Source organism: Bacillus sp. CH_48 (genome assembly GCF_038008465.1).
GTDB lineage: Bacteria > Bacillota > Bacilli > Bacillales > Bacillaceae_G > Bacillus_A > Bacillus_A thuringiensis_S.
In genome coordinates this window covers 1,139,966-1,164,760 of the sequence record NZ_JBBOZF010000001.1, presented here as the reverse complement: position 1 = coordinate 1,164,760, position 24,795 = coordinate 1,139,966, and the positions used below count along the sequence as shown (strand labels likewise).

Sequence of the window (24,795 nt, the reverse complement as noted above, 5' to 3'; positions counted from 1 at the left end):
GAATTGTCGTAAAATAGACGTTTATTAGGTTATGATAACTAAAAGTTTATGTAAGCGTCAACATAAAAACAGAAAATAAGGAATGTTCTATCGTTATGAAGTGAGTTGTCGATCGTATTTAAAAATAAACAATTGACTTTTTTCTTAAAATTCAATATGTTCATAAAAACATCTGTTTTTCATAAGTATAATTAACCTGATGGTTTATAATTTGGGAAGGAGACTGGAACGTTGAAAACATTAGAACTACAAGAGCGCTTAACGGAGATTTTTCAGCATTTACACGAAAACCCTGAAGTAAGTTGGAAAGAATATGAAACGACAGCGTATATTACTGACTTTTTAAAAGAAGAAGGAATTTCATATAGAACATTTGATGATTGTCCAGGTGTAATTGCTGAGATTGGAGGCGGGAATCCAGTTATTGCGATTCGTGCTGATATGGATGCACTTTGGCAAGAAGTAGATGGAGAATTTAAAGCGAACCATTCATGTGGTCATGATGCTCATATGACCATTGTAATGGGAGTTATTTTACAATTGAAAAATATGAGATGGAAAAGTGGTACGGTTAGGTTTATTTTTCAGCCGGCAGAAGAGAAGGGTAATGGTGCTTTGAAGATGGTGGAGAAAGGTGCTGTAGATGATGCTGATTTCTTATTTGGTGTCCATCTAAGACCGATTGAAGAACTATCTTTGAAACAAGGAGCCTCATCTATTCGCCATGGAGCAGCTGGATTTTTAGAGGGGATGATTCATGGGGAGGATGCACACGGGGCGAGACCACACCAAGGTGTGAATGCAATTGATGTCATTTCCATGATTAATATCGGTTTGAAAAATATTTGGTTGCCACCGCAAAGTTCCTATTCAGTAAAAATGACGAGATGCCAAGCTGGTGGCGATAATTTAAATATCATTCCGGGAAATGGTCATTTCAGTTTAGATGTAAGAGCAGAGAGTAATATACTATTAGAAGAATTAAAGGAAAAGATTGAGCATGTAATAGAATCAGTTGCATCGATGGGGTCGAAAACTTCATATGAATGGATGGATCTTGCACCAGGAGCAGAGGTTTCCGAAGAAGCAGAGCGCTTTATGCGTAAAGGTATTATCGAAGTGTATGGGGAAGAGAGATGTACGGGACCTCTCTATACGACAGGAAGCGATGATTTCCATTATTACACAGTGAAAAGACCACATTTAAAAGCTGTCATGCTTGGACTAGGAGCAGACCTACAACCTGGATTACACCATCCGTATATGAGGTTTGATCATAGTTGTATTATGGATGGAGTAGAAATATTGAAACAAACTGTATTGAAAGTGTTAGAAGACAGGGGCTAGAGAGCTCCTGTTTTTTTGTCGTGGATTGTCGGTAAATCGATATATTTGAAAAATCGTTGATATATTTGAAGTTACGATAGATATATTAAGAAAATCGTTAATATAATTTCACGTACCTATTAATTTGATTAAAAATGAATCTCCAGTACATGGTGTATAATAATAAGTACCATTTTTTAATAGGAGAAAACGAATGAACGAACAATATTACGATGCAGTTTTACATATAAAAACAGTCGGTGAGCAAAAGGGGTTTAACAAGTCTATGCATTATCACCGCTATGAACCGACGCCCTATAGCGGATTAGATGAGTTACTGAATCAATATGAAATACGAAGTAGCGACCGAATTGTAGACTTTGGGTGCGGAAAAGGAAGATTAAACTTTTATATGCATCATAAATGTGGTGCATCAGCAGTTGGAATTGAAATGAATGAAGAGTTTTATAAAGAAGCGATGGATAATCGAGATCGTTATGCACGAAAGACACGAAACAGTAAGGGGAAAATCCAGTTCCAATGTTGTTTAGCGCAGGAATATGAGATTGATCCGCATGATAATAGGTTTTATTTTTTTAATCCATTTTCTGTACAAGTGTTTATGAATGTAGTAAATAACATTTTGCTTTCGGTAGAAGAAACGGGGAGAGAAGTGGATATTATTTTATATTATCCTTCTGAGGACTATATTTTCTTCTTAGAAAATCAGACTGCGTTTGAGCTGAAGAAAGAAGTTAGATTGCCAGGTGCTTATGAGAAGAATGGGAATGAGAGGTTTTTAGTTTATACATTAAGGTAAAAAAAACAGGTGCTAAGGCACCTGTTTTTTTATTAGTTACGAATTAAGTAATCAAATGCACCTAAAGCTGCGTTTGCACCTGAACCCATAGAGATGATGATTTGTTTGTACGGATTATTTGTACAGTCACCTGCAGCAAACACTCCTGGTACGTTTGTAGCGCCGTGCTTGTCTGTTACGATTTCACCGCGAGCGCGTTCAACTGTTTCGCCTAACCAGTCTGTGTTTGGCACAAGACCGATTTGTACGAATACACCTTGTAATTCAACGTGATGAACTTCTTCAGTTTCACGATCGATGTAAGAAATACCGTTTACTTTATCAGTACCAGTAATTTCTTTCGTTTGAACGTTTTTCAGAACAGTTACGTTTGGTAAGCTGTTAAGACGCTCTTGTAATACAGCATCAGCTTTTAATTCTGGCATGAATTCAAGAACAGTTACGTGCTTAACAATACCTGCTAAGTCGATAGCTGCTTCAATACCAGAGTTACCTCCGCCGATAACTGCTACGTCTTTTCCAGTGAATAATGGACCGTCACAGTGTGGGCAGTATGCTACACCTTTATTTTTGAACTCAGCTTCACCCGGTACGCCAACGTTACGCCAGCGAGCACCTGTTGAAACGATTACGCTCTTACTTTTCAGAATAGCGCCGTTTTCAAGTTCCACTTCAATAAGTTCTTTTTTCTCTAAACGTTTCGCACGTTGTAGATTCATTACATCGATATCGTATTCTTTTACGTGCTCTTCAAGACTTGCTACTAGCTTAGGACCTTCAGTCTTTTTTACGCTGATGAAGTTCTCAATGCCCATAGTATCCATTACTTGACCACCGAAGCGCTCAGCAACGATACCAGTGCGGATGCCTTTACGTGCTGCGTAAATTGCTGCACTTGCACCAGCAGGGCCGCCACCAACAACAAGAACATCGTATGGATCTTTATCAGAAAGCTCTGATGCATCTGGACCGTTACCCATTTTAGCTAAAATTTCTTCAAGTGTCATACGACCGCTTCCGAAAGATTCGCCGTTTAGGTAAACAGTTGGTACTGCCATGATGTCTTTGCTTTCTACTTCCTCTTTGAATGCAGCGCCATCAATCATAGTATGTGTAATACTAGAGTTAAGAACGCTCATTACGTTAAGAGCTTGTACAACATCAGGACAGTTATGACAACTTAGGCTGATATAAGATTCAAAATGATATTCGCCTTGAATGTTTTTAATTTGATCGATTAATTTCTGTTCAACTTTTGGAGCGCGTCCACTTACTTGTAGTAAAGCTAACACTAATGATGTAAATTCGTGTCCTAATGGAATACCAGCGAATACGACACCAGTGTCTTCACCAGGGCGGTTTACGCTAAAGCTTGGTGTTCTCTCTAATTCAACTTTTTCTACTGTAATCTTAGATGACATAGTAGCTAATTCGTCTACTAGAGCTAACATATCTTTAGATACGTTATCGTCTCCTGCGCTTACTTTAAGTAAAATATCGTTCTCCATTAACTGAAGGTATTGGGATAGTTGTGTTTTTATATCTGCATCTAGTATCATTTTGATCGAACTCCTTAGATTTTGCCTACAAGGTCAAGGCTTGGTTTAAGTGTTGCAGAACCCTCTTGCCATTTAGCTGGGCAAACTTCACCTGGGTTGTTACGTACGTATTGAGCAGCTTTAATTTTGTTAACAAGAATGCTTGCGTCACGGCCGATACCGTCAGCATTGATTTCCATAGATTGGATAACGCCGTCTGGATCGATGATGAATGTACCACGAGCAGCAAGACCTTCTTCTTCCATTAAAACGTTGAAGTTTGTAGTGATTGTTCGAGTTGGGTCACCGATCATGATGTACTCGATTTTGCCGATAGTTTCTGAGCTATCATGCCATGCTTTGTGAGTGAAGTGAGTGTCTGTAGATACAGAGTATACTTCAACGCCTAAGTCTTTTAGAGTTGCATATTGGTTTTGTAAGTCTTCAAGTTCAGTTGGGCAAACGAATGTGAAGTCAGCTGGGTAGAAACAAACTACACTCCATTTTCCTTTTAAACTTTCGTCAGTAACTTGGATAAATTCTCCATTATGGTAAGCATTAGCTTTAAACGGTTTTACTTCTGTGCCGATTAATAACATGTTAAAATTCCTCCTAAATGTTGGTTTGAGCATCAAAAAATAGTGTGCTCATAAAATATATTTTTTAATTAACTATAATAATTCTAATTCGATATTAATTATCATATAGAATTGGTTATTTTGTCAAGCGAATAAACCAACTTTATTCCAATTTAATTAATATTTATTCTCAATTAAGGCTATCAGGGAATAGAAAGGTAATTTTAAGTCTATAAATTTTAGATGAGTGTTTGAAAAGTTTAGTGTGTATGTTAGAGATAGTGTGTAAGTTTAATTTTTTAGGAAGGAAATATTTCTTAGAAGTTGTGGTTTTGAAAAGGAACTGCTTACTTCTATTTTACAAAGAATTTTGTGATAAATAAAATAAAATGAATCGGAAATTTTTTGAACAATTTTTGTCATCTCAAATATATAATTAGGAAGTATATTAAGATGATAGTTAGAAACATTGACTCAAAGTGCTAACAAGATATAATAAAACCTAGATATATCTTTCAAAAAGAAGAATACATATTTATAGGATGAAAAAATTCAACCTATTATTTTTTATAGCTTTTAGAAAACGCTTACAATTAGTGTGGAGGGGAAACCATGTCTAAGTTCACGAAGTATTTTTTAATGGAAGCTAAAGATGTGATTGCATATGTGAAAGAGAAATTGTCTAAGTTTGAACATGCAAAGGAGTTACAGTGTAAAGAAATAGGTGATGGCAATTTAAATTATGTGTTCCGCGTTTGGGATGAAAAAGAGAACATGTCAGTCATCGTAAAGCAAGCTGGGGATACAGCTCGCATTTCAGATGAGTTTAAGTTGTCGACAAACCGTATTCGTATAGAATCAGATGTTTTGCAGTTAGAGGATGAGTTAGCACCCGGACTTGTTCCTAAGGTGTATTTATTTGATAGTGTGATGAATTGTTGCGTAATGGAAGATTTATCGGATCACACAATATTACGTACAGCACTTATAAATCATCAAATATTTCCGAGGCTTGCGGATGATTTAACTACTTTTATGGTAAATACACTTTTATTAACATCGGATGTTGTAATGAATCATAAAGAGAAGAAGGAACTTGTGAAGAATTATATAAATCCTGAATTATGTGAGATTACAGAGGACCTCGTATATTCAGAACCATTTACCAATCATAATAAGCGTAATGAGTTATTTCCGTTAAATGAGGGATGGATTAGGGAACATATTTATAGTGATAAAGAGCTTCGTATGGAAGTAGCGAAACGTAAATTTTCTTTTATGACGAATGCACAGGCATTACTTCATGGTGATTTACATACTGGTTCTGTTTTTGTAAGAGATGATTCTACAAAGGTTATTGATCCTGAGTTTGCTTTTTATGGACCTATGGGATATGACGTTGGGAATGTAATGGCGAATTTAATGTTTGCTTGGGTGAATGCAGATGCAACGATGCCACCTGGAGCGGAGAAAGATACGTATATGGATTGGTTACAAACTACGATGGTAGAGGTAATTGATTTATTTAAGAAGAAGTTTTTAGATGCTTGGGATATTCATGTGACCGAGATTATGGCGAAGGAAGAAGGCTTTAGCGAAGTATATTTACAATCTGTATTAGAGGATACGGCTGCAGTGACAGGTCTGGAATTAATTCGCCGTATTGTTGGATTAGCGAAAGTAAAAGATATTACTTGTATTGAGAATGAGGAAGCACGTGCTAGAGCGGAGCGAATTTGTCTTCAAGTAGCGAAGAGTTTTATTTTACGAGCGAATCAATATAGAACGGGTACACGTTTTGTAGAAACGTTAAAAGAACAGTCAATGCACTACGCGAAGTAAGGGGAGAATATGATGGAAGAGCAATTAATACCCATTCAGTGGAAAGATGATGCTTTAGTTTTATTAGATCAAACATTATTACCGAATGAGGTTGTCTATGAATCTTTCAAGACAGCTGAAAGTGTGTGGGATGCCATTCAAGTAATGAAAGTACGAGGAGCACCAGCAATTGGTGTTTCGGCAGCGTACGGTGTGTATTTAGGAACAAAGGAAGTTATTCAAAGTAAGATGGAAGACTTTATAGAGGAAGTCAAAAAGGTATGTGCATATTTGGCAACATCAAGGCCAACGGCAGTAAACTTATTCTGGGCACTTGAAAGAATGGAAGCGGTAGCGACAGAGAACGCGCACTTATCAATCGTCCAGTTGAAAGACAGATTACTAGAAGAGGCAAAAGAGATTCATAGAGAAGATGAAGAAATTAATCGTCAAATTGGAGAGCATGCATTAACATTATTCCATGATGAAATGGGAGTATTAACACATTGCAATGCTGGTGCGTTAGCGACGACTAAGTATGGTACTGCGACAGCACCAATGTACTTAGCGAAAGAAAAAGGATGGGACTTAAAAATCTATTCAGATGAAACTCGTCCTAGGTTACAAGGTTCAACGTTAACAGCATTAGAACTACAGCGAGCGGGAATTGATGTTACTGTCATTACGGATAATATGGCAGCTATGGTCATGTCACAAGGAAAAATCGATGCTGTAATCGTTGGATGTGACCGCGTGGCAGCAAACGGTGATGTAGCAAATAAAATTGGCACATTAGGCGTATCTATTTTAGCTAAATACTACAACATTCCGTTTTATGTAGCAGCGCCAACACCAACAATCGACTTAAAAACACCGACAGGAAAAGAAATTCCGATTGAAGAAAGGGATGCTTCTGAAGTGATTAATCGTTTCGGACAATATTCAGCTCCGAAAGAAAGTAAAGTATATAATCCAGCATTTGATGTTACTCCATATGAAAATGTAACAGCGATTATTACAGAAAAAGGGATTGTAAAGGCACCGTTTACGGAGAATTTAAAAAAGCTATTTCAATAAATAGATAAATATAAAAGTCAGTCATCATAAGCTTCATACTTAGGGGGATGTATATGTTATTACAAAAAGAAAGAGAAGAAATTGTAGCGTATGGAAAGAAAATGATCTCTAGTGGTTTAACAAAGGGGACTGGGGGTAATATTAGTATTTTCAATCGCGAACAAGGTCTTGTTGCGATTAGTCCAAGTGGTTTAGAGTATTATGAAACAAAACCTGAAGATGTAGTTATATTAAACTTAGATGGTGAAGTGGTAGAGGGAGAGAGAAAGCCATCAAGCGAACTAGATATGCATCTTATTTATTATAGAAATCGTGAAGATATAAATGCGCTTGTGCATACACATTCTCCTTACGCAAAGACGATTGCGTCATTAGGATGGGAGCTTCCTGCTGTTTCATATTTAATTGCTTTCGCAGGCCCGAATGTTCGCTGTGCACCGTATGAAACATTTGGTACGAAGCAATTAGCGGATGCTGCTTTTGAAGGCATGATTGATCGTCGTGCTGTGCTACTTGCAAATCACGGTTTAATTGCTGGTGCAAATAATATAAAAATGGCGTTTACTGTTGCAGAAGAGATTGAGTTTTGTGCTCAAATTTATTATCAAACGAAAAGCGTCGGAGAACCGAAGCTTTTGCCAGAAGATGAGATGGAGAATTTGGCGAAGAAGTTTGAAGGGTATGGGCAGCAGTAGAATGAAACAAAAACACCCTCAAGAAAAGATCTTGAGGGTGTTTTTTACGCTTTCTTAAGCAACAAATACATAAAGTAAGGAGCCCCAATTAAAGCAACGACAATACCTGCTGGGATGCCGTTAGGTTCAACGATGTTTCGGCCAATTGTATCTGCTAATAGCAATAGCCATCCGCCGATTAAAACGGCAATAGGCATGAAAATTTGATGTCTTGGACCTACTAAAGATTTCGCGATATGAGGAGCCATTAGTCCGATAAAGCTAATTCCTCCTGTTACGGAAACAGCTGCAGCTGCAAGCGCAACGGCTGCAACTAATAAGTATCTGCGTTCTTTTTCAATTTCAATTCCAACACCGATTGCGACTGGCTCGTTTAATGCTAGAATGTTTAATCGATTTGCTTTATAGAAAACGAACGGAATTAATACGATTAACCATGGGAGCATTGCTAAAACGAAGACCCAGTCATCTCCCCAAATGTTTCCGGCAATCCACTTGGCGATAAAGTCCACTTTCATACGATCAGCGGATGAAATAAGGACAATCATCATTCCAGATAGTGCAAATGAAAAACCAATACCGGTTAATGTTAGTCGGATTGGCTGAAGCCCAGTTGATTTACTATATGAAAATACGTAAATTAGAACAGCTGTCAGAAAAGCCCCGATAAATCCAACGACTGGTAGTAAGTAAAGAAATGAACCTACATCTATTGGAAAGTATAAAAAGAAAATAGCAACAGCAACACCGGCCCCAGAGTTGATCCCGAGAATACCAGGTTCAGCTAAATCATTTCGAGTAATTCCTTGGAATATAGCCCCTGATAAAGCGAGAGCCATACCAGCTAATAATGTAATCACAATTCTAGGTAGTCTTAAAGAGTATAAAACAAACTCCTCTTTAAAAGTCCCTTGTCCCATTAATGTTGGGAGTAGTCGATCATAAGATAAAGATGCTGAACCAAGTCCCATTCCAACTACAATGGTGGTGATGGTCAGTATTAGTAAAGCGAGTATAATAAGACGTTGTTTTCTTAGAATAGATTGCATCATGAGAATGTTTTTCCTCCTTTACGTACAATGAATAGGAAGAATGGTAACCCTACAATCGCGACAATTGCCGCAACTGGTGTTTCGTACGGAGCGTTAATAGTACGTCCGATTGTATCTGCAAGTAGCATAAAGGAAGCTCCAGCAATTGCTGACATCGGTATAACAAATCGGTAATCTGGACCGACAATTGGGCGTACCATGTGAGGTACCATTAAACCGATAAATGCCATATTTCCAACAAGCGCTACAGATGCACCTGCAAGTAAGATAATAATGATAAATAAAATAGTTTTAATAACAATAATTTTTTGACCAAGTCCAATAGCCACTTCCTCACTGAAACTAAGAACTGTTAATTTTTTTGCTAGTAAGATAGCGATAAAGATACTAATTGAAATGACTGGAATAATAATTTTTAATTGGCTCCAAGTTGTTCCAATTACGCCCCCAGCAGTCCAAAGTGATACATCTTGTGAAATTTTAAAATAAATGCCGATTCCTTCTGAAATTGCGAGTAGAAATGCGGAAACTGCAGCGCCCGCTAATACAATTCGAAGAGGAGAAAGGCCGCCTTTTTTCACCATACCAATTCCAAATACCATGATTGCGCCAATTGCCGCACCGATAAAGCAAGCTAATGTTAAGTAAAGATAGCTGATGGAAGGATTGAAAGCAAGTGTCAGTGCAAGCGCAGCATTTGCTCCACCAGATAGCCCTAATAAACCAGGATCTGCAAGTGGATTTCGTGTTAATCCTTGCATAATCGCTCCAGAAACGGCTAATCCAGCTCCTACAAAAATAGCAGCAACTTCACGTGGTAAACGTATTTCTCGAATAATAGATATTTTGTCTCCTTTAGCGGAGGAAGTGAGTGCTAACCATACATCTTTTATCGAAGTATCTGCAGCACCTAATACCATTGCAACCATAAAAATAAGAAAGAATGCAATTAAGCTTAAAATTAGTTTGTATGTAAAAGCTATAGAACGTGGATTTTCATGATCTTTTGTCATTCGTTTCACATCTTTTCTGTTCATAGAATAAAGGAAGAGGAATTCTTAAATTAAGAATTCCTCATGTTTGTATTATTTACCAAGAAAGTTCTTCTTGAAGAAGTCTAGTTGGAAATCTAATGTAAGTGGATCATTGAAATAGAATTCCATCATGTTTGCTTCATATACGCGATTATTTTTTACTGCTGGGATGTTTTTATATGATTCTGTCTCTTGGAATGAGTTATCAGTCTCTTTATTTTTACTTACGATTAAGTAATCACCAGCAAATTCCGGTAATACCTCAGTAGATAATGCGTAGTAACCTTCTTTTAATGCTTTTTCTTTTACTTTTTCAGGCATTTTTAATTTCATTTCTTGGTACAGGATTTCTGTTCCGCGGCCCCAGTTCTCGCCGTATACATAAAGCTGTTTGTTGAAGTTTTCTACAACAGAAACTGTTGCATCTTCACCGATTTTTGCTTTAATTTCTTTACCAGCTTCTTGTGCACGTTTCTTGAAGTCATCAACCCAAGTTTTTGCTTCTTTTTCTTTGTTTAATAACTTACCAATTTCTAAATGCTGTGTTAAGTAATCAACTTTTCCGTAAGTGTATGTTACAGTAGGAGCGATTTTCTTTAACTTATCGACATTTTTAATATTTGATAAACCGATGATTAAATCTGGATTTAGTTCAGCGATTTTTTCAACATTTTCATCTGATACTTCAGCAACATCTTTAAGTTTGCTATCAAAACGTGGGTTTTGTTTAGACCATGAATCTACCCCAACAAGATTTACATCTAATGACATTACGTTACCAGCGAATGATGATAATACAACAACGCGTTTTGGATTTGCAGGAACTTCTACTTTACCATTTTCAGATTGGTATGTAATTGTTTCTGATTTACTACCTTTTGCATCGTTCTTTTTGTCTGTAGAGCCATTGCTACAAGCACTCATAACAAGAACGAAAAGAACTGTTAGTGAAATAAATAACTTTTTCATCGTCTTTCTCCTTTAACATAGATGATATGTGTATACAATAATTTGTTTAACTGTAATCTTTTTGAAAGAGTAGTGGTAATGCAAAATAATTTATTAAAAATCTTGAATATGAGATTTTATAATATAGTATTAACCATATTAATGAAAGAAGATGTAATCTCAATTTGCTAATTATTAACAAATTGATAATGATTATCACTATTGATTCTTTAAATAATATAATTTTATATAGGTGTATTGTCAATAGTAATTTTGATTGTAAATTTTGCGGAAACAGGTTATATTTTATTGAGAATGATAATCAATGACTAGTAGCTGAGGAGTGACACGAATGAATCAAGAAGAATTGTTTGATGTAACTGTGATAGGCGGAGGACCTGCAGGGCTTTATTCAGCTTTTTATAGTGGACTCAGAGAGATGAAAACGAAAATAATAGAATTTCAACCACAGTTAGGTGGAAAAATACATGTTTATCCAGAGAAGATGATTTGGGATGTAGGAGGGCTGCTGCCAGTTACAGGTGATAAATTAATTGAACAACTTGTACAGCAAGGGCTAACATTTAAGCCAGAAGTGGTATTAAATACAAAAGTAGAATCGATTATTCGTAACGAAGATGGCACTTTTACGTTAAAAGCAAGCAATGGCGAAGAACATTTTTCAAAAACAGTTATCGTCGCAACTGGAAGTGGTATATTGAAACCTCAAAAGTTATCAATTGAAGGTGCTGAGCGATTTGAAGTATCTAATTTAAATTATACAGTGAAATCTTTAAAGCGTTTCAAAGGTAAGACGGTCATTATTTCCGGCGGAGGAAATTCTGCGGTTGATTGGGCAAATGAATTAGAACCAATTGCGAAAAAAGTGTATGTAACATATAGAAAAGAAGAATTATCTGGTCATGAAGCACAAGTAAAACAACTGCTGAACAGCTCGGCGGAGTGTTTCTTTAATACATCGATTACAAAACTCATTGCTGGTGATAATCATGAAGCGATCGAATATGTAGAATTGACAAATCATGAAACAGGTGAGGTTTCTCATTTACCTATTGATGAAGTTATTATTAATCATGGATATGAACGTGACATTACATTATTAGAAAATAGTGAGTTAGACGTTGCGATTATAGATAATTATTATATTGCAGGTAATGCAAATAGTGAGTCTTCAGTAGATGGATTATATGCTGCTGGAGATATTTTAAAGCACGAAGGGAAACTACACTTAATTGCAGGTGCATTCCAAGATGCTGGAAATGCTGTGAATAAAGCAAAGCAATTTATCCAACCAGATGCAAGTGAGTACGGAATGGTTTCTTCTCATAATGAAGTATTTAAGAAGAGAAATCGAGAACTGATTAAACAGATGATGAAATAATAAGGAACAAGTATACCCCCCCACATACTTCTCTATTCAAATGGATGAGAGATGTACGTGGGGGTTTTCCTGTTTACTATATTTTCAATCATTATAATGACACCGGTTTCATCAGTTCATATGATATGAACATTTTATTGGTAAAGCATCCTAGAAAACAATTTAGCTATGTTTTGCTTACGCAGAACATGGCTAAATTACGCTGTCCCTTTAGCGCGTTCATTAGGAAATGGCATATTTAGTATAGAAGCAATATATTGTTTTCCATGTTTTCGAGCCAATGATTCTAATATTTGACGGACGCGTTTTGTAAGATGGCCTTGTTTTTTGATGGCTTCACAATATGCGTCATAGAAAGCATATTTAGCCCAAAGGAAATCATCTTGTTGGAATAAGAAATGATTTTTGTACCATTCACCAATTGTATGATAACAATTGTTTTCATGTATTGCTGTGCTTTGAGAAAGAAAACGATCAGATAAAGATACATTCAAATGAGAAATTGTGTTTTCTGTTTCAACTTGTAGTGTTTTTTCTAACATTGTAATGATGTGACGAGTAGCCATATGTTAACTCTCCTTTGTGTAAATGGGTAATACCATTCTATATTTAAAAAATTCTTACTATATAATACTATACAATATATGGAATGCATCTACCTGCTTTTTGAACTGCATTTACAAAATCTTTTTTATTTGTTTACAAAAATAAAGTAAAGTAAGATACAGTATAGATGAAAAAATAATAAAGGAATGAACGCATTGTATATAACAGTAGAAGAGACTGCGGAGTATTTGAATTTACCGAAATCGTATATTGAAGAGTTAATTCAGCAAAAGAAAATTCGTGCGCTATTCGATGGAGAGCAATATTTAGTAAATAAAGAACAATTCAATACACATTTAGAACAAATGGAGAAATATAAGCAGTTAGTGGAAGAAATATTAAATGAACCAATTCCAGAAGATATGGATGTTAAAGACGAAGACTAAACTTTGGGAAATCCCGTATGAAGATATGCAGAAATGTATCTTCATACGGGATTTTTGTTTAAATGTATCAAAATCCTAATGGGCACGCAGAATTTCTTATATTTTTGATAGGTAGTAGTCTACCATGTTAAAAGCATATTTTTTTCTAGCTAGGACAAACATAGAGAACGTAACCTGTACAGATACATATACTATCAGTGCAAAAGCTTATAAATTAATGGAAGGGGTTTTCTCGTGAGTTTATTTCATTGTGATTTTCTGAAAGACTTAATTGGATCTTTTGTGAGAGTAAACAGGGGTGGTCCAGAATCTCAAAAAGGAACAATAATATCAGTATGTCCGGACTACTTCGTATTGAAGAATGAAAAAGGTGAGCTTTATTACTATCAACTTAGCCATCTGAAAAGTATTACGAAAAATGCAAAAGACTGTGGATCAAGTGATTGTGATTGGGAAGATTGCGAATGTGCAGACGACTTTGAAGCACTACTTCTAAGCTTCAAATATTGCTGGGTGAAAATTAATCGCGGTGGTCCAGAGAAAGTGGAAGGCATTTTACAAGATGTTTCTTGTGACTTCGTTACATTAATTGTAAAAGAAGAAGTTATATTAATTGCAATAAAGCATATTAAAAGTGTTAACTATAATGCATTAGCATGCGGAGAGAGCGATGAGAGCGAAGATAGTAATAGTAAGGAAAGTAGTAGCGATAATTCAGGTCGAGCTCGCGCACAAAGACAGTCAAGTAGAGGAAGATAATAAGAAAGGAGGATACAAATTTGGAAAGTATATTATGCTGTGAGCAAATTAAATGCTTAGTCGGTGAGACTGTAAAAGTAAATCTTCGTGGACCAGAGAGTCGAGTGGGGGTACTTGTATCGTTAGGGAGAGATTACCTTACATTACAACTTCCTCTTGGTGAATTAGTATATTACCAATTGAAACATGTGAAGAGTCTAGCTAAGAAAGTGAAAGAAAGTAAATGTGGCGATTCCTATGTTTCATGTTTCTACTCTGATGATGATACTTTTGTCGATGTATTACGTGACTTGAAGTATAAGTGGGTAAAGATTAATCGTGGCGGTCCAGAATGTGTGGAAGGATTATTAAGTGAAGTGCATGAAGAATGTATTACACTAGTAAACTGCGATGAAGTCATTTATATCATTAATTATCATATTAAGAGTGTGAGTCAAGTAGTGAAATGTAAAAAGAATGAAGATGAATAATGTTTAATAAATAAGAGGGGCATTATGAGGGAAAGAGAAGAACAATTTCTTATTTCGATAGTATGAAAAGGAATTACTTACTATTAAGACAAAACATTGCCCTGATTATTTTTTTTGAAACGGAAGATAGGAAAGCTGATATTCATAGGAAGGAGGATATAGATGAATGAGTTGAATAAAAGTATTGGAGAAAATATATATGTTAAATTAATCGGTGAAAAAAGATTTAAAGGTGTATTAATTGATGTAGGAAATGATATCGTTGTTCTTTACAATGGACAAGATTACGTATATATATCTTTATATCATGTACAATACTATAAATTTTTAAGACCATATGACGAAGAAATATCAAAACCAGATGTTGATTCTGTAATTAAGAGGGAATCCCCTTCAATTTCTTTGAGAAAAGTATTAAGTACTTCTAAAGGTATTTTTACAGAAGTTTATGTAGCAGGAAATGCTCCAATACATGGTTATGTTACAAGTGTGATGAACGATTATATTGTTTTTTATAGTCCGGTTTATAAAACGGTATATATATCTTTAAAGCATTTAAAATGGTTAATTCCGTATAAAGAAAACCAAGTACCGTATGCCCTCAATAAAAATGAACTCCCCGTAAATCCGTTAAATATTACGTTAGCTAGAACGTTTGAAGAACAGCTTATTAAAATGACAGGGAAAATTATGGTGTTCGATTTAGGTGAGGAGTCCAATAAAATTGGAAAAATGGCGAAAATTGATGAAGGTCATATTGAAATATCAAAAGCACGTGATGCAAAAATGTATGTGAATATTCAACATGTAAAATCCGTCCATTGTCCGTAGATTAGTTGGAAGGGCTGGCTTTTTCTTTTATATGCAGAAGAAAAGGTCGAGCCTATTTATTTAGTTTAATTTGGATATGAGGGGAAAAATGAATTGAATATAAATATATTATAGTGTGATCTTTTTAAAAATAATTTTGCACTACTTTATAAAGAAATATGTACGAGCTATCTTTTTATGTATTCAATTTATTTTTTGAGGAGGAGCTGCTCAACTAATTTATTAAAGGGGTTTTGTTTGTGGAGCAGTTTCCGAATTCGTTATCAATTACATTGCTTGGTAGTGCTGGTGGAGCAGCAAAAGCAGTTTTAGCAATTTTAAATCAAGCGATAGCAAATGAAAAAGATCCAATTTATGAAGTATTAAAGAATGCCAAATTTCATTTGGTGGATATAAAACAAAAAGATAGGACTTATTATGATGAGTTGTTTTCGAATTTGAAAGGTCGCTTATATTTATATGAAATAAACCTTCAAAATGTAGTGGAATTTAAACAACATTTAAAAGAAAAAAGAACGAGTGTTGTGATTGATGTTTCAGGAGCAGATACAATTAGAGTATTAAGCTGCTGTAATGAACTAGGAATTTGTTATATTAATTCAGCCTTGGAAAATGAGGCCGTAGATCAGGACGATAGCTTAATCGGCTTTCAGCTTACGGAAAGATATACAAGGTTTGAGAAGGAGAAAGAGAAATTTACAAATACAAAAGCGATTATAGGTTCAGGTATGAATCCAGGTGTTGTTCAATGGATGGTTGTTGAACTTATGAAGGAACGACCAAATGAAAGGCCAAGAGCATGTTATATTGTAGAACATGACACGTCGTTTTTGAATGATACAGCGCTTATAAAGCCACATACACTTTATGCTTCATGGGCAGTAGAGCGATTTTTAGATGAAGCAATCTGGAGTTATCCGATGTATATGAGTCAACATCGCCCTCTTTACTTTTATGAAGATGTATATGCTTCAGAGTATAAAGTGAAGTTGGGAGAAAAAGAATTCTATGGTTGTTTAATGCCACATGAGGAAGTATTAATTTTAGGGAAAAACTTTAATATGGAAGTTGGTTTTCTTTACCGAATTAATGAGTATACAACAAATATAATTAGACAGAATTTAGACCAAGTAGAAGATTTATGGAACTGGAATCGTAAAGTGTTTAATCCAGCGGAAGAAGAGGTTGCTGGAGAGGACTTGGTCGGTGTGTTACTCGTTTATGAAAATAGTGAGACATATATGTATAATGTGATGAATAGTAGCCAAGTTTTTCGTAAATATAAAACGAATGCAACGTATTTTCAGGTAGGGTGCGGGATTTATGCGGGCTTGTCCAGTTTACTTTTAGATCGATTTGAACAAGGTGCTTATTACGTCGAGGAGTTGTTATTAAATACAGAAAGTAAGTACGGTGAGTATTTAAATTTATATATGAAGGATTTTGTAATGGGGCATAATAATTTTACTGATGGATTGTTACATGACAGGGTAAGATGGGTGTAATTTGTTACCAAAAGGAAGGAGAGATCTCCTTCCTTTTAGTATTATAAGGTTAAATATTGCCCTGAAAGCAATTTCATACTTATACTTTAAGGAGATAACAATGAAAGTTTTTTGTATCGATCAAGGGGAGTTTTTATATGAACAAATACAAGAGCTTGATTTATGAAGAAAGAAGAGCCTTAAAGGTATTTATATTATTATTCTATATTATATTCTTTTTATATGACGCTATATATTATTTTGTGTATCCTGCTATGAATATTAGTGGAACAGCGGTAGGTTGGCCAGAAGGTAGTCTTGGGATAGGTGTGCCTATATTTGTAATAGCAATATTTCCTATTTCTATATACCTTCAAAAAAGAGGGTATGTATATTCTGTAAAATATTTATTTTTATTTGGGTACATGTTTATCAATCTTGTTAATAATTTAATGATTTATTTGCGAACGGATAGACCTTTTGAACATGGTAGTATGGTAGAAATGTTATTAATTTTATTTGCCCCAGTTTTCGTGAATAGAAAATACTTTTATTTAGTTTCCTTTAGTGTAATTGGAAAGTACGTATTTTTCACATTGCTATTACAAGATTTAAAAGTGGTAATTCCACTTGTTTTATGTGTATTCTATTTCATTATTTCACATTCTTTATTAAAACGATTTCAATCTTATGTAAGAACAGTGGTTGAAATGATGAACAATATGAAAGAGACGGAAAATTTAGCTGTGATTGGAACTATGTCTACAACAATTGCCCATGAAATTCGAAATCCGTTAACAGCGTTAAAAGGGTTTACGCAAATGCAAAAAGAAAGAAATCCAGCTGATACGATGAGCTACGACATTATGTTACAAGAAATTGAAAGGGTTAATGGATTTGTTAGTGAATTGATGTTGTTAGGAAAACCAAAGCCAACAAATTATGAAAGGTGTAATATACGAGACATCCTTCTATATGTTGTGCATCTAATGGAAAGTTATGCAACGCAATATAGAGTTAAATGTCATTTACAAGTAGATGGGAATTTACCGGCTATAAACGGTGATGATAAGCAATTAAAACAAGTGTTATTAAATATCATTAAAAATGGAATAGAATCAATGCCAGAGGGTGGAGAAATTCATATCCGTGCATATCAAAAAACGCAAGGACATTTGTGTATTTCTGTTGAAGACCAAGGATTTGGTATAGAGAATGAAAAGTTGGAAAAAATCGGAAAGGCGTTTTACACAACAAAGGAGAATGGTACAGGACTTGGATTAATGATTACATATAAAATTATTAAGGAACATCAAGGGAGTATCACGATCCAAAGTAGTCTAGGAGTAGGAACGAAAGTCGAAATTTTTCTGCCGACCGTTTAATGTATTGGGAGAAAAGATTTTTCAGAAAAGTGTTCTTGTTGTGTAAATATAAACATTTTATAAAATGTTTCAAGAAGGGTTTTTTTTATAAAATACTTCGTTTATAATGGAGGAAAATATCGACATGAGATTGATTGCTCATGTAACGGTTCAGTAGTGTTATGAAAAGATAAGAAGGGGTGCACGCGCATCCTTTTTTCTATGCAGATATTATGAAAGAGGTGGTATGATGGAATTAACATTAAATTCGACTGTATGTTTACACACGATTCAATTTCGAAAAGAGCAAAAGAATTATATTGTAAAAGATACAATTACAGGAGAAAAATATGAAATGCCGCCACTTTGGATTGATGCATTGGCAATGATGCGTGACGGTTTTTTATTGGGAGAAATTGAGGAGAAATTAAAAGAAGAGTATCCATCTGAAGAAGTGAATATGTTAGCATTCACGAGGCAACTGTTAGAACTAGAACTTGTTGAAATGGTAGATGGAGAAGAGATAGCTTGCACAAAGAAGAAAGAGATAGATTGTTTAGCTTGGGTGCGTCCCCGTGTGGAACAATTCTTTCTTAATTTAAATAGAAAATATAGAAGCAAAGACCAGTAGTGGCCTTTGCTTTTTTTAATCCCGCTATTTGCCGGGCAGTAAGACCCCCACCTCAAAATTCAGCGGAAGCAAAGAAGTTAGGTGTGGGATGAACAAACCCCCCACTGATTAAAGGTTCGCTTTATAGGTTGTGTTTAAAATATAACAGCAAATGCTCTTGCGAAAGCACCGTCACTATTTTTAATTTTTAAAGGTGCGGCTGAGAAAAAGAAACGTTTTGTTTCGATAGCATCTAGATTTGTTAAGTTTTCAATTAAATAAATATTATTCCCTAGTAATATGTGATGAATCGGTGATGTTTCTGTTGTGACTTCATCAGGAGAAATGAAATCTAAACCGATAGATTTTACCTTTAATCGCACTAGTTCTTTAGCTAATTCTTCAGAAAGGTAAAATGCTTCTTTCTCATAAGCTTCTGTATTCCATTTAGTGGATAGATTAGAATGAAAAATAACAATATCACCTTCTTTTATGTCAGTATTATGCAATACTGCCTTAGGTAATTTTCGCTCTTGAATATGTGTTACATCTATAAGAACAGCTTCGCCTACAAATTGATCCAGCGGTAATTGATCGATGGTCGTTGCGCCTGAAATAAAATGCGCAGGGGCATCACAATGTGTGCCAACGTGAACGACAGAATGAAAATCTGTAACTTGATAGCCTGATTCTTCAACACTTGTAACAGCTTCTAGTTGTATTTTAGGTGTTCCAGGAAATTGAGACATATTATTTTCAAATGTTTGCGATAGATCAATTACTTTCATTTTACATACCTCCAATATATATTTTTCAAATAATAAAAAGCTCATCCTTCAGTATCAAGAAAGATGAGCTTTACATGCTAGTTGAGTTTTATCTTCCAAAATGCAATGCATTTTGCAGGAATTAGCACCTATTCAGTTTGTATAAACTGAGGTTGCTGGGCTTCAAAGGGCCGGTCCCTCTGCCTCTCTTGATAAAGAAGTATTTAATTTTGAAATCGGAATTTTCCGATGGTTAAATTGTAATTCATTTCCTTTTTTCGTGCAATACAAAATAGGTATTCACCCAAATAAAGCTGCTCGCATATTGTAGCTTATGTAAATAGAATGCTGCGAAGGAGTGAGTGCAGTGACAGGAAATGTATTGAATTATTATGCTGGTGGTAATACAGCTAGGGGATTTCACAATTTATACGAAGAGAATTTAAAAGGATTAGACAGATTATTTATCTTAAAGGGTGGCCCAGGAACGGGAAAATCTTCTTTAATAAAGGCAATAGGTCGGGAATGGGTTGAAAAAGGATATGATATTGAATTTTTACATTGTTCTTCTGACAATAAATCGGTTGATGGTGTAATTATCCCAAAATTAAAAGTAGGAATTGTTGATGGGACATCGCCGCATGTTATTGAGCCAAAAATGCCAGGCGTTGTTGAAGAATATATAAATTTAGGAATTGCTTGGGACTCAAATAAACTAAGAAAGCAGAAGTTAGAAATTGAAAGATTTGTTTCAGAAGCAAGCAAAGCTTTTCAGTCTGCTTACGCACATTTTAAAGAGGCATTGGTTATACATGATGAGTGGGAGAAGATATATATTGATAATATAGATTTTAATAAAGCAAATGAACTAACCGATCAGCTAATCCAGAAATTATTTGCAGATAAAAGCGGGAGACAATCGCTTGTAAAACATCGTTTTTTAGGAGCTGCTACACCGAAAGGAGCAGTTGATTTTGTTCCTAATTTAACAGAAGGGTTACCACATCGTTATTTTATAAAAGGGCGCCCAGGCTCTGGAAAATCAACGATGCTCAAAAAGTTAGCTAAGGCAGCTGAAGAAAAAGGGTTTGAAGTTGAAGTATATCATTGCGGATTTGACCCGAATAGTCTTGATATGGTTATCGTAAGAGAATTAGGATTTGCAATTTTTGATAGCACCGCACCACATGAATATTTTCCAAGTCGCGAGGGTGATGAAATTATTGATATGTATGCCCTTATTGTTACGCCAGGGACGGATGAGAAATATGCGAAGGAAATTCGTGATGTCTCCATTCAGTATAAAGCAAAAATGAATGAGGCGATGTCTTTCTTAGCGAAAGCAAAATCGGTTCGTGATAAATTAGAACGAATTTATATTGCTGCTATGGATTTTTCAATAGTAGATGCATATAAAGAGGAGATTCAAAAAGAGTTTGAACGAATTGCTGCTACTGTAATTGAAAAGCAACAATAGACGTTTCATTAGGCTGTCAGTAATTTCTGACAGTTTTTTTAGTATGTAGTAAAATTAATAGTGTATTGTCGAATTTCCAAGGAAATAATCAAAAAATGGAGTTGTTATGAAATGAGAGAGAAAATCGAGTTGGAGTTAGAAAGAATTGAAAAAGAGAATGATGTGAAAATTTTATTTGCGGTGGAATCAGGGAGTCGTGCTTGGGGGTTTCCATCGAAAGATAGCGATTATGATGTTAGGTTTATTTATATACATCCAGTAGAATGGTATTTATCAATTCATGATAAACGAGATGTAATTGAATATCCAATTAGCGATGATTTAGATATAAGTGGTTGGGATATTAAAAAGGCATTGCAACTATTCGCGAAGTCGAATCCAGCTTTACTTGAGTGGATTCGATCACCAATTTTTTATTCGAAAAACTCTAATTTTCCAGAACTACTTCAACAGATGAGTGATAAGAATTTTGATCCAAAAGCAACGATATATCACTATTTACATATGGCGTCGAAAAATTATCGTGAATTTTTGCAAGGTGAGAATGTAAAGCTGAAAAAGTACTTTTACGTATTACGTCCCATTTTAGCTTGTAAGTGGCTAGAAGAGAAAGCAACTTTACCTCCTGTAGAGTTTGATCGATTGATTACAGAATTACCATTAGAACGTAGTGTATTAGATGAAATTGAAAAGTTGTTAATAAAGAAAAAAGCAGGTACTGAATTAGATGTTGGATTGAAAATTAAGGTGCTAAATCAATTTTTAGAAGAACAAATTCATTACTATGGGCAATATGTAAAAGGAATTGAAAAGGGATCAGGAATCGATATTGAGGTTTTAAATACACTATTTCGAGACATGCTGTTTGAAGCATATGAAAAAGAGCACAAGTAATGAAGTGACCCCTAAAAGTTAGACACGGTTATTTCATTAGGCAGCTTGATAAAAGTGAGTCCGGTATTGTACCGGGCTCATTTTTAATTTTGCCTTAATCCGTTTCGTATTATAATAATCTATATATTTTTCTAATTCTATTTTAAAGTGCTCTACATTTTCAAATTCTTTTATGTAGAGGAACTCCGACTTCATAATCCCAAAGAAATTTTCTATTACTGCGTTGTCGTAACAGTTGCCTTTTCGAGACATACTCTGGACGATAGCTCTTGATTCAAGAGTACGGACGTATTGTCTCATTTGATAATGCCATCCTTGATTCGAATGCATCAGTAGCTGGTGCGTTTCAGGTAAACGTTCCAATGCTTTCTCTAACATGTCTGAAATAAGCGAATACGTCGGTCTAGAACCAATTGTATAGGTAATAATTTCACCATTATACAAATCTAATACAGGTGATACATACAGTTTTTCTCCAAACAATTTAAACTCTGTGATGTCTGTTACCCACTTTTGATTCGGTGCATCTGTATGAAAATTACGCTCTAAAATATTAGGTGCAATTCTACCGACTTTTCCTTTATAGGATTTATATTTCTTCATACGCACAACACACTTTAACCCAAGCTCTTTCATAATGCGCTGAACCTTCTTGTGGTTCACTTTCTGGCCACGATTCGTTAATTCATCACGAATGCGACGGTAACCATAACGACCTTCATTTTCCTCATAAATCGCTTTAATCTCAGCTTTCAAATCGGCATCTACATCTGGACGATTCATTTTCTTTACTAAATCATAATACGTGCTTCGAGGAATAGTAGCTAGCTCCACGAGTGCCTTCACCGAATATTTATGCCTTAATTCATAGACTACTTGCGCTTTGTCTTGTTTTGTGATTTTTCCTTGTTTTGAACTAAGGCATTTAACTTTTTTAAGTACTCATTTTCCATCTCAAGCTGTTTAATGCGTGCTTCAAGTGCTTCGACTGACCCTTCAGCTAAAGGTTGTTTTAATTGTTTATTTGAATCTTTTTTCATGGATGGACGCCCCTTTTTCTTAGATTGAAGGGCATCAATTCCTTGTGTTTCGAGCTGTTTTTTCCAAACAGAAATCGTTGAAGGGGCAGGAATATTAAAGATAGCTGCCGTCTCAAATAAGGACATACCGTTTTCAATCATAAAGTTTAGTACGTCTAGTTTAAATTGTTGTGTGTAATTTGTACATCGTTTTAGAAAAGCTTCCAGACCATTCTGTTTATATTGGTTTACCCAATTCAAAATGATTGTGTCACTTATACCGAGCGATCTACCCATTTCTCGATAACTTTCATTTCCGTTCAAATAACGTAGAACGATTTGTATTTTTTCATCAGCTGTAAATTTAGCCATAGAAAAACTGCACCTCCAATTGTTAGACTGTGTCTAACAATTGGGGTGCAGTTCAGTAAGTTTGTGCTCTTTTTATTTTGTAGGAATGAAGAAAACAGATATAGCTGCGATAAGACCTGCAAAGGAGAATAAGTAAAAATTCCATGATAAGTCATATTGCATTGTCATAATAATACCGACGAGAATAGGGCCAGCAATTGCACCAACTCGGCCAAGCCCCAATCCCCAGCCTAAGGAGGTAGCTCGGATATGTGATGGGAAGTATTGTGTTACATATGCATTTAATATTTGAGTAATACCGACCGATCCAATACCAGCAAGGCCAATTAAAAGATAAATGATTGTAACAGATGGTTTGATTGTTAATAGTCCGATACATATGGCTGCCATAAGATACGAGATGCTAATAACAATTTTTGCTCCTATACGATCGGCAATTGCTCCAGCGAATAATGCACCGATAGCTGCGGTAATATTTAGCATAAGTAGAAATGACAGACTAGATCCAAGAGGATATCCCGCCTGACGCATCATCTGTGGTAACCAAGTATTTAAGCCGTATATTAAAAACATTCCCATTATATAAGTGATCCAAAAAAGTAGCGTTGCTTTTATGTATTCTTTTGAGAATAACGTAGTAAATCCATTTTTCTTTTGTATAGTAGATGGAGCTTGATGAGTTTTATTTTTCACATGAAATTCAATTGGAAAACGATTAAGAATTTGGTTCACTTCTTCTTGGCGATTACGTGATAATAAAAATTGAATGGACTCAGGTAAATAGCGAATAATGAAAGGAATGAGGAGTAGTGGAATCATTCCGATACCAAACATAATTCTCCATCCGAAATCTTCTAACATAAACATAGACAAAATAGCACCTAACACGATACCTAAAGGATAGCCAGTAAACATAAGAGCATAAATAAAAGATTGCCTTTTTTTGGGTGAATATTCAACAGTAAGTGCTGAAGCTGTTGGGATAACACCGCCTAATCCGATTCCTCCTATAAATCGAGATAATCCAAATAACTCAGGAGAAGGAGCGATAGCCGCTAAACCCATTGTGATAGAAAAAAGTGCTAAACAGCATATAAGCGTCCATTTACGTCCAATTAGGTCTGTAATCGTTCCAACTAGAATAGCCCCAATAAACATCCCAAATAAAGCATAGCTTGCAATTGTGCCAGCGTGCGATGGTGATAGCGCCCAGCTTTTGTCTTCTAGGAGCTTTGGTAGAACGGCACCGTAAATACCTAAATCATATCCATCAGCTAAAATGGCTAGCCAACAAATAAAAACAACAAGTTTTGTAATAGAGCTTGAAAAGATAGTTTCTGTAGATTCTAGATGAGGTGGAGCTGAAGGCTGCATAATATTCCCCCCCTTTTTAATTTGTAGATGAATATATTATTTTATTTAATGTTAATATTTTCCTCCCTTTGTCGAAATTTATCTGAAAAGG

At 35.2% G+C, this 24,795-nt stretch carries 24 protein-coding genes and 1 riboswitch; of the genes, 15 read left to right on the top strand and 9 right to left on the bottom strand.

What is annotated here, in order from left to right; genetic code table 11:
- Positions 1–231 precede the first annotated feature (231 nt).
- Both N2V92_RS05600 and N2V92_RS05595 read left to right on the top strand, forming a co-directional pair.
- On the top strand, positions 232–1,347 hold the full coding sequence (locus tag N2V92_RS05600) for a M20 peptidase aminoacylase family protein (RefSeq protein ID WP_016078578.1): 1,116 nt from the start codon (positions 232–234) through the stop codon (positions 1,345–1,347).
- Positions 1,348–1,540: 193 nt separating this feature from the next.
- The gene (locus N2V92_RS05595) at positions 1,541–2,146 is read left to right on the top strand and encodes an SAM-dependent methyltransferase (RefSeq protein ID WP_001005634.1); all 606 of its coding nucleotides are present in this window, start codon (positions 1,541–1,543) and stop codon (positions 2,144–2,146) included.
- A 32-nt stretch (positions 2,147–2,178) separates the two neighbouring features.
- Here the strand turns inward: N2V92_RS05595 and ahpF are convergent, their stop codons facing one another.
- Complete coding sequence (gene ahpF / locus N2V92_RS05590; RefSeq protein WP_000599506.1) at positions 2,179–3,705, bottom strand: alkyl hydroperoxide reductase subunit F; 1,527 nt, start codon at positions 3,703–3,705, stop codon at positions 2,179–2,181.
- 14 nt (positions 3,706–3,719) lie between these two features.
- Positions 3,720–4,283 carry an alkyl hydroperoxide reductase subunit C gene (gene ahpC, locus N2V92_RS05585; protein WP_000924420.1) on the bottom strand — a complete coding sequence of 188 codons (564 nt, stop codon included), beginning with the start codon at positions 4,281–4,283 and terminating at the stop codon, positions 3,720–3,722.
- A gap of 591 nt (positions 4,284–4,874) precedes the next feature.
- Between ahpC and mtnK the strand changes: the two genes are divergently transcribed.
- From mtnK to N2V92_RS05570, 3 genes are read left to right on the top strand one after another with little or no spacing between them, the layout of a single operon-like run.
- Positions 4,875–6,104 (top strand): S-methyl-5-thioribose kinase, encoded by a 1,230-nt coding sequence (mtnK, locus tag N2V92_RS05580; protein WP_000033215.1) that lies wholly within the window; start codon positions 4,875–4,877, stop codon positions 6,102–6,104.
- 12 nt (positions 6,105–6,116) lie between these two features.
- Entirely contained in the window at positions 6,117–7,160 is a 1,044-nt protein-coding gene (mtnA, locus tag N2V92_RS05575) for an S-methyl-5-thioribose-1-phosphate isomerase (protein WP_000392488.1), read from the top strand.
- 53 nt (positions 7,161–7,213) lie between these two features.
- A complete protein-coding gene (locus N2V92_RS05570) occupies positions 7,214–7,855 on the top strand; it encodes an L-fuculose-phosphate aldolase (protein ID WP_000926560.1) in 642 nt (213 codons plus the stop codon).
- A gap of 44 nt (positions 7,856–7,899) precedes the next feature.
- Here N2V92_RS05570 and N2V92_RS05565 read toward each other — a convergent pair whose 3' ends face one another.
- From N2V92_RS05565 to N2V92_RS05555, 3 genes are read right to left on the bottom strand one after another with little or no spacing between them, the layout of a single operon-like run.
- Positions 7,900–8,907, bottom strand: a complete 1,008-nt coding sequence (locus N2V92_RS05565) for a FecCD family ABC transporter permease (protein ID WP_000983742.1) — start codon at positions 8,905–8,907, stop codon at positions 7,900–7,902.
- Complete coding sequence (locus N2V92_RS05560; protein WP_002153558.1) at positions 8,904–9,944, bottom strand: FecCD family ABC transporter permease; 1,041 nt, start codon at positions 9,942–9,944, stop codon at positions 8,904–8,906. Before N2V92_RS05560 ends, N2V92_RS05565 begins: the two co-directional genes overlap by 4 nt.
- A gap of 48 nt (positions 9,945–9,992) precedes the next feature.
- Complete coding sequence (locus N2V92_RS05555) at positions 9,993–10,910, bottom strand: iron-hydroxamate ABC transporter substrate-binding protein (protein ID WP_000732570.1); 918 nt, start codon at positions 10,908–10,910, stop codon at positions 9,993–9,995.
- A 331-nt stretch (positions 10,911–11,241) separates the two neighbouring features.
- Here N2V92_RS05555 and N2V92_RS05550 point away from each other — a divergent pair, with 331 nt between their 5' ends.
- Positions 11,242–12,291 carry an NAD(P)/FAD-dependent oxidoreductase gene (locus tag N2V92_RS05550; RefSeq protein ID WP_001070938.1) on the top strand — a complete coding sequence of 350 codons (1,050 nt, stop codon included), beginning with the start codon at positions 11,242–11,244 and terminating at the stop codon, positions 12,289–12,291.
- A 197-nt stretch (positions 12,292–12,488) separates the two neighbouring features.
- Here the strand turns inward: N2V92_RS05550 and N2V92_RS05545 are convergent, their stop codons facing one another.
- Positions 12,489–12,857, bottom strand: a complete 369-nt coding sequence (locus N2V92_RS05545) for a hypothetical protein (protein WP_000235474.1) — start codon at positions 12,855–12,857, stop codon at positions 12,489–12,491.
- 186 nt (positions 12,858–13,043) lie between these two features.
- Here N2V92_RS05545 and N2V92_RS05540 point away from each other — a divergent pair, with 186 nt between their 5' ends.
- The 7 genes from N2V92_RS05540 (at position 13,044) to N2V92_RS05510 (ending at position 18,822) form a co-directional block, all read left to right on the top strand.
- Entirely contained in the window at positions 13,044–13,283 is a 240-nt protein-coding gene (locus tag N2V92_RS05540) for a helix-turn-helix domain-containing protein (RefSeq protein WP_001998970.1), read from the top strand.
- A 234-nt stretch (positions 13,284–13,517) separates the two neighbouring features.
- Positions 13,518–14,042 carry a hypothetical protein gene (locus N2V92_RS05535; protein ID WP_000051518.1) on the top strand — a complete coding sequence of 175 codons (525 nt, stop codon included), beginning with the start codon at positions 13,518–13,520 and terminating at the stop codon, positions 14,040–14,042.
- Between the two features lie 20 nt (positions 14,043–14,062).
- Positions 14,063–14,512 (top strand): hypothetical protein, encoded by a 450-nt coding sequence (locus tag N2V92_RS05530; protein ID WP_000443834.1) that lies wholly within the window; start codon positions 14,063–14,065, stop codon positions 14,510–14,512.
- 162 nt (positions 14,513–14,674) lie between these two features.
- Entirely contained in the window at positions 14,675–15,343 is a 669-nt protein-coding gene (locus tag N2V92_RS05525; protein ID WP_001004281.1) for a hypothetical protein, read from the top strand.
- Between the two features lie 239 nt (positions 15,344–15,582).
- Positions 15,583–16,848, top strand: a complete 1,266-nt coding sequence (locus N2V92_RS05520; RefSeq protein ID WP_000434727.1) for a hypothetical protein — start codon at positions 15,583–15,585, stop codon at positions 16,846–16,848.
- Between the two features lie 137 nt (positions 16,849–16,985).
- Entirely contained in the window at positions 16,986–18,212 is a 1,227-nt protein-coding gene (locus N2V92_RS05515) for an ATP-binding protein (RefSeq protein WP_001046099.1), read from the top strand.
- Positions 18,213–18,441: 229 nt separating this feature from the next.
- Positions 18,442–18,822, top strand: coding sequence for a hypothetical protein (locus tag N2V92_RS05510; RefSeq protein ID WP_000424116.1), 381 nt, complete (start codon positions 18,442–18,444; stop codon positions 18,820–18,822).
- Between the two features lie 134 nt (positions 18,823–18,956).
- Here N2V92_RS05510 and N2V92_RS05505 read toward each other — a convergent pair whose 3' ends face one another.
- Complete coding sequence (locus tag N2V92_RS05505; protein WP_000862979.1) at positions 18,957–19,589, bottom strand: cyclase family protein; 633 nt, start codon at positions 19,587–19,589, stop codon at positions 18,957–18,959.
- A gap of 85 nt (positions 19,590–19,674) precedes the next feature.
- Positions 19,675–19,787, bottom strand: a riboswitch (SAM riboswitch).
- 148 nt (positions 19,788–19,935) lie between these two features.
- On the opposite strand from N2V92_RS05505, the gene N2V92_RS05500 reads away from it, so the two are divergent.
- On the top strand, positions 19,936–21,045 hold the full coding sequence (locus tag N2V92_RS05500; RefSeq protein ID WP_000147472.1) for a PRK06851 family protein: 1,110 nt from the start codon (positions 19,936–19,938) through the stop codon (positions 21,043–21,045).
- A 111-nt stretch (positions 21,046–21,156) separates the two neighbouring features.
- Positions 21,157–21,939, top strand: a complete 783-nt coding sequence (locus N2V92_RS05495; protein ID WP_016078579.1) for a nucleotidyltransferase domain-containing protein — start codon at positions 21,157–21,159, stop codon at positions 21,937–21,939.
- Between the two features lie 36 nt (positions 21,940–21,975).
- Here N2V92_RS05495 and N2V92_RS05490 read toward each other — a convergent pair.
- Both N2V92_RS05490 and N2V92_RS05485 read right to left on the bottom strand, forming a co-directional pair.
- A protein-coding gene (locus N2V92_RS05490; RefSeq protein WP_340864145.1) for an IS3 family transposase occupies positions 21,976–23,330 on the bottom strand; the annotation gives its coding sequence in 2 pieces (ribosomal slippage) (positions 21,976–22,877 and positions 22,877–23,330; 1,356 coding nt in all).
- A gap of 72 nt (positions 23,331–23,402) precedes the next feature.
- Positions 23,403–24,704 carry an MFS transporter gene (locus N2V92_RS05485; protein WP_016078580.1) on the bottom strand — a complete coding sequence of 434 codons (1,302 nt, stop codon included), beginning with the start codon at positions 24,702–24,704 and terminating at the stop codon, positions 23,403–23,405.
- Positions 24,705–24,795: the final 91 nt, after the last annotated feature.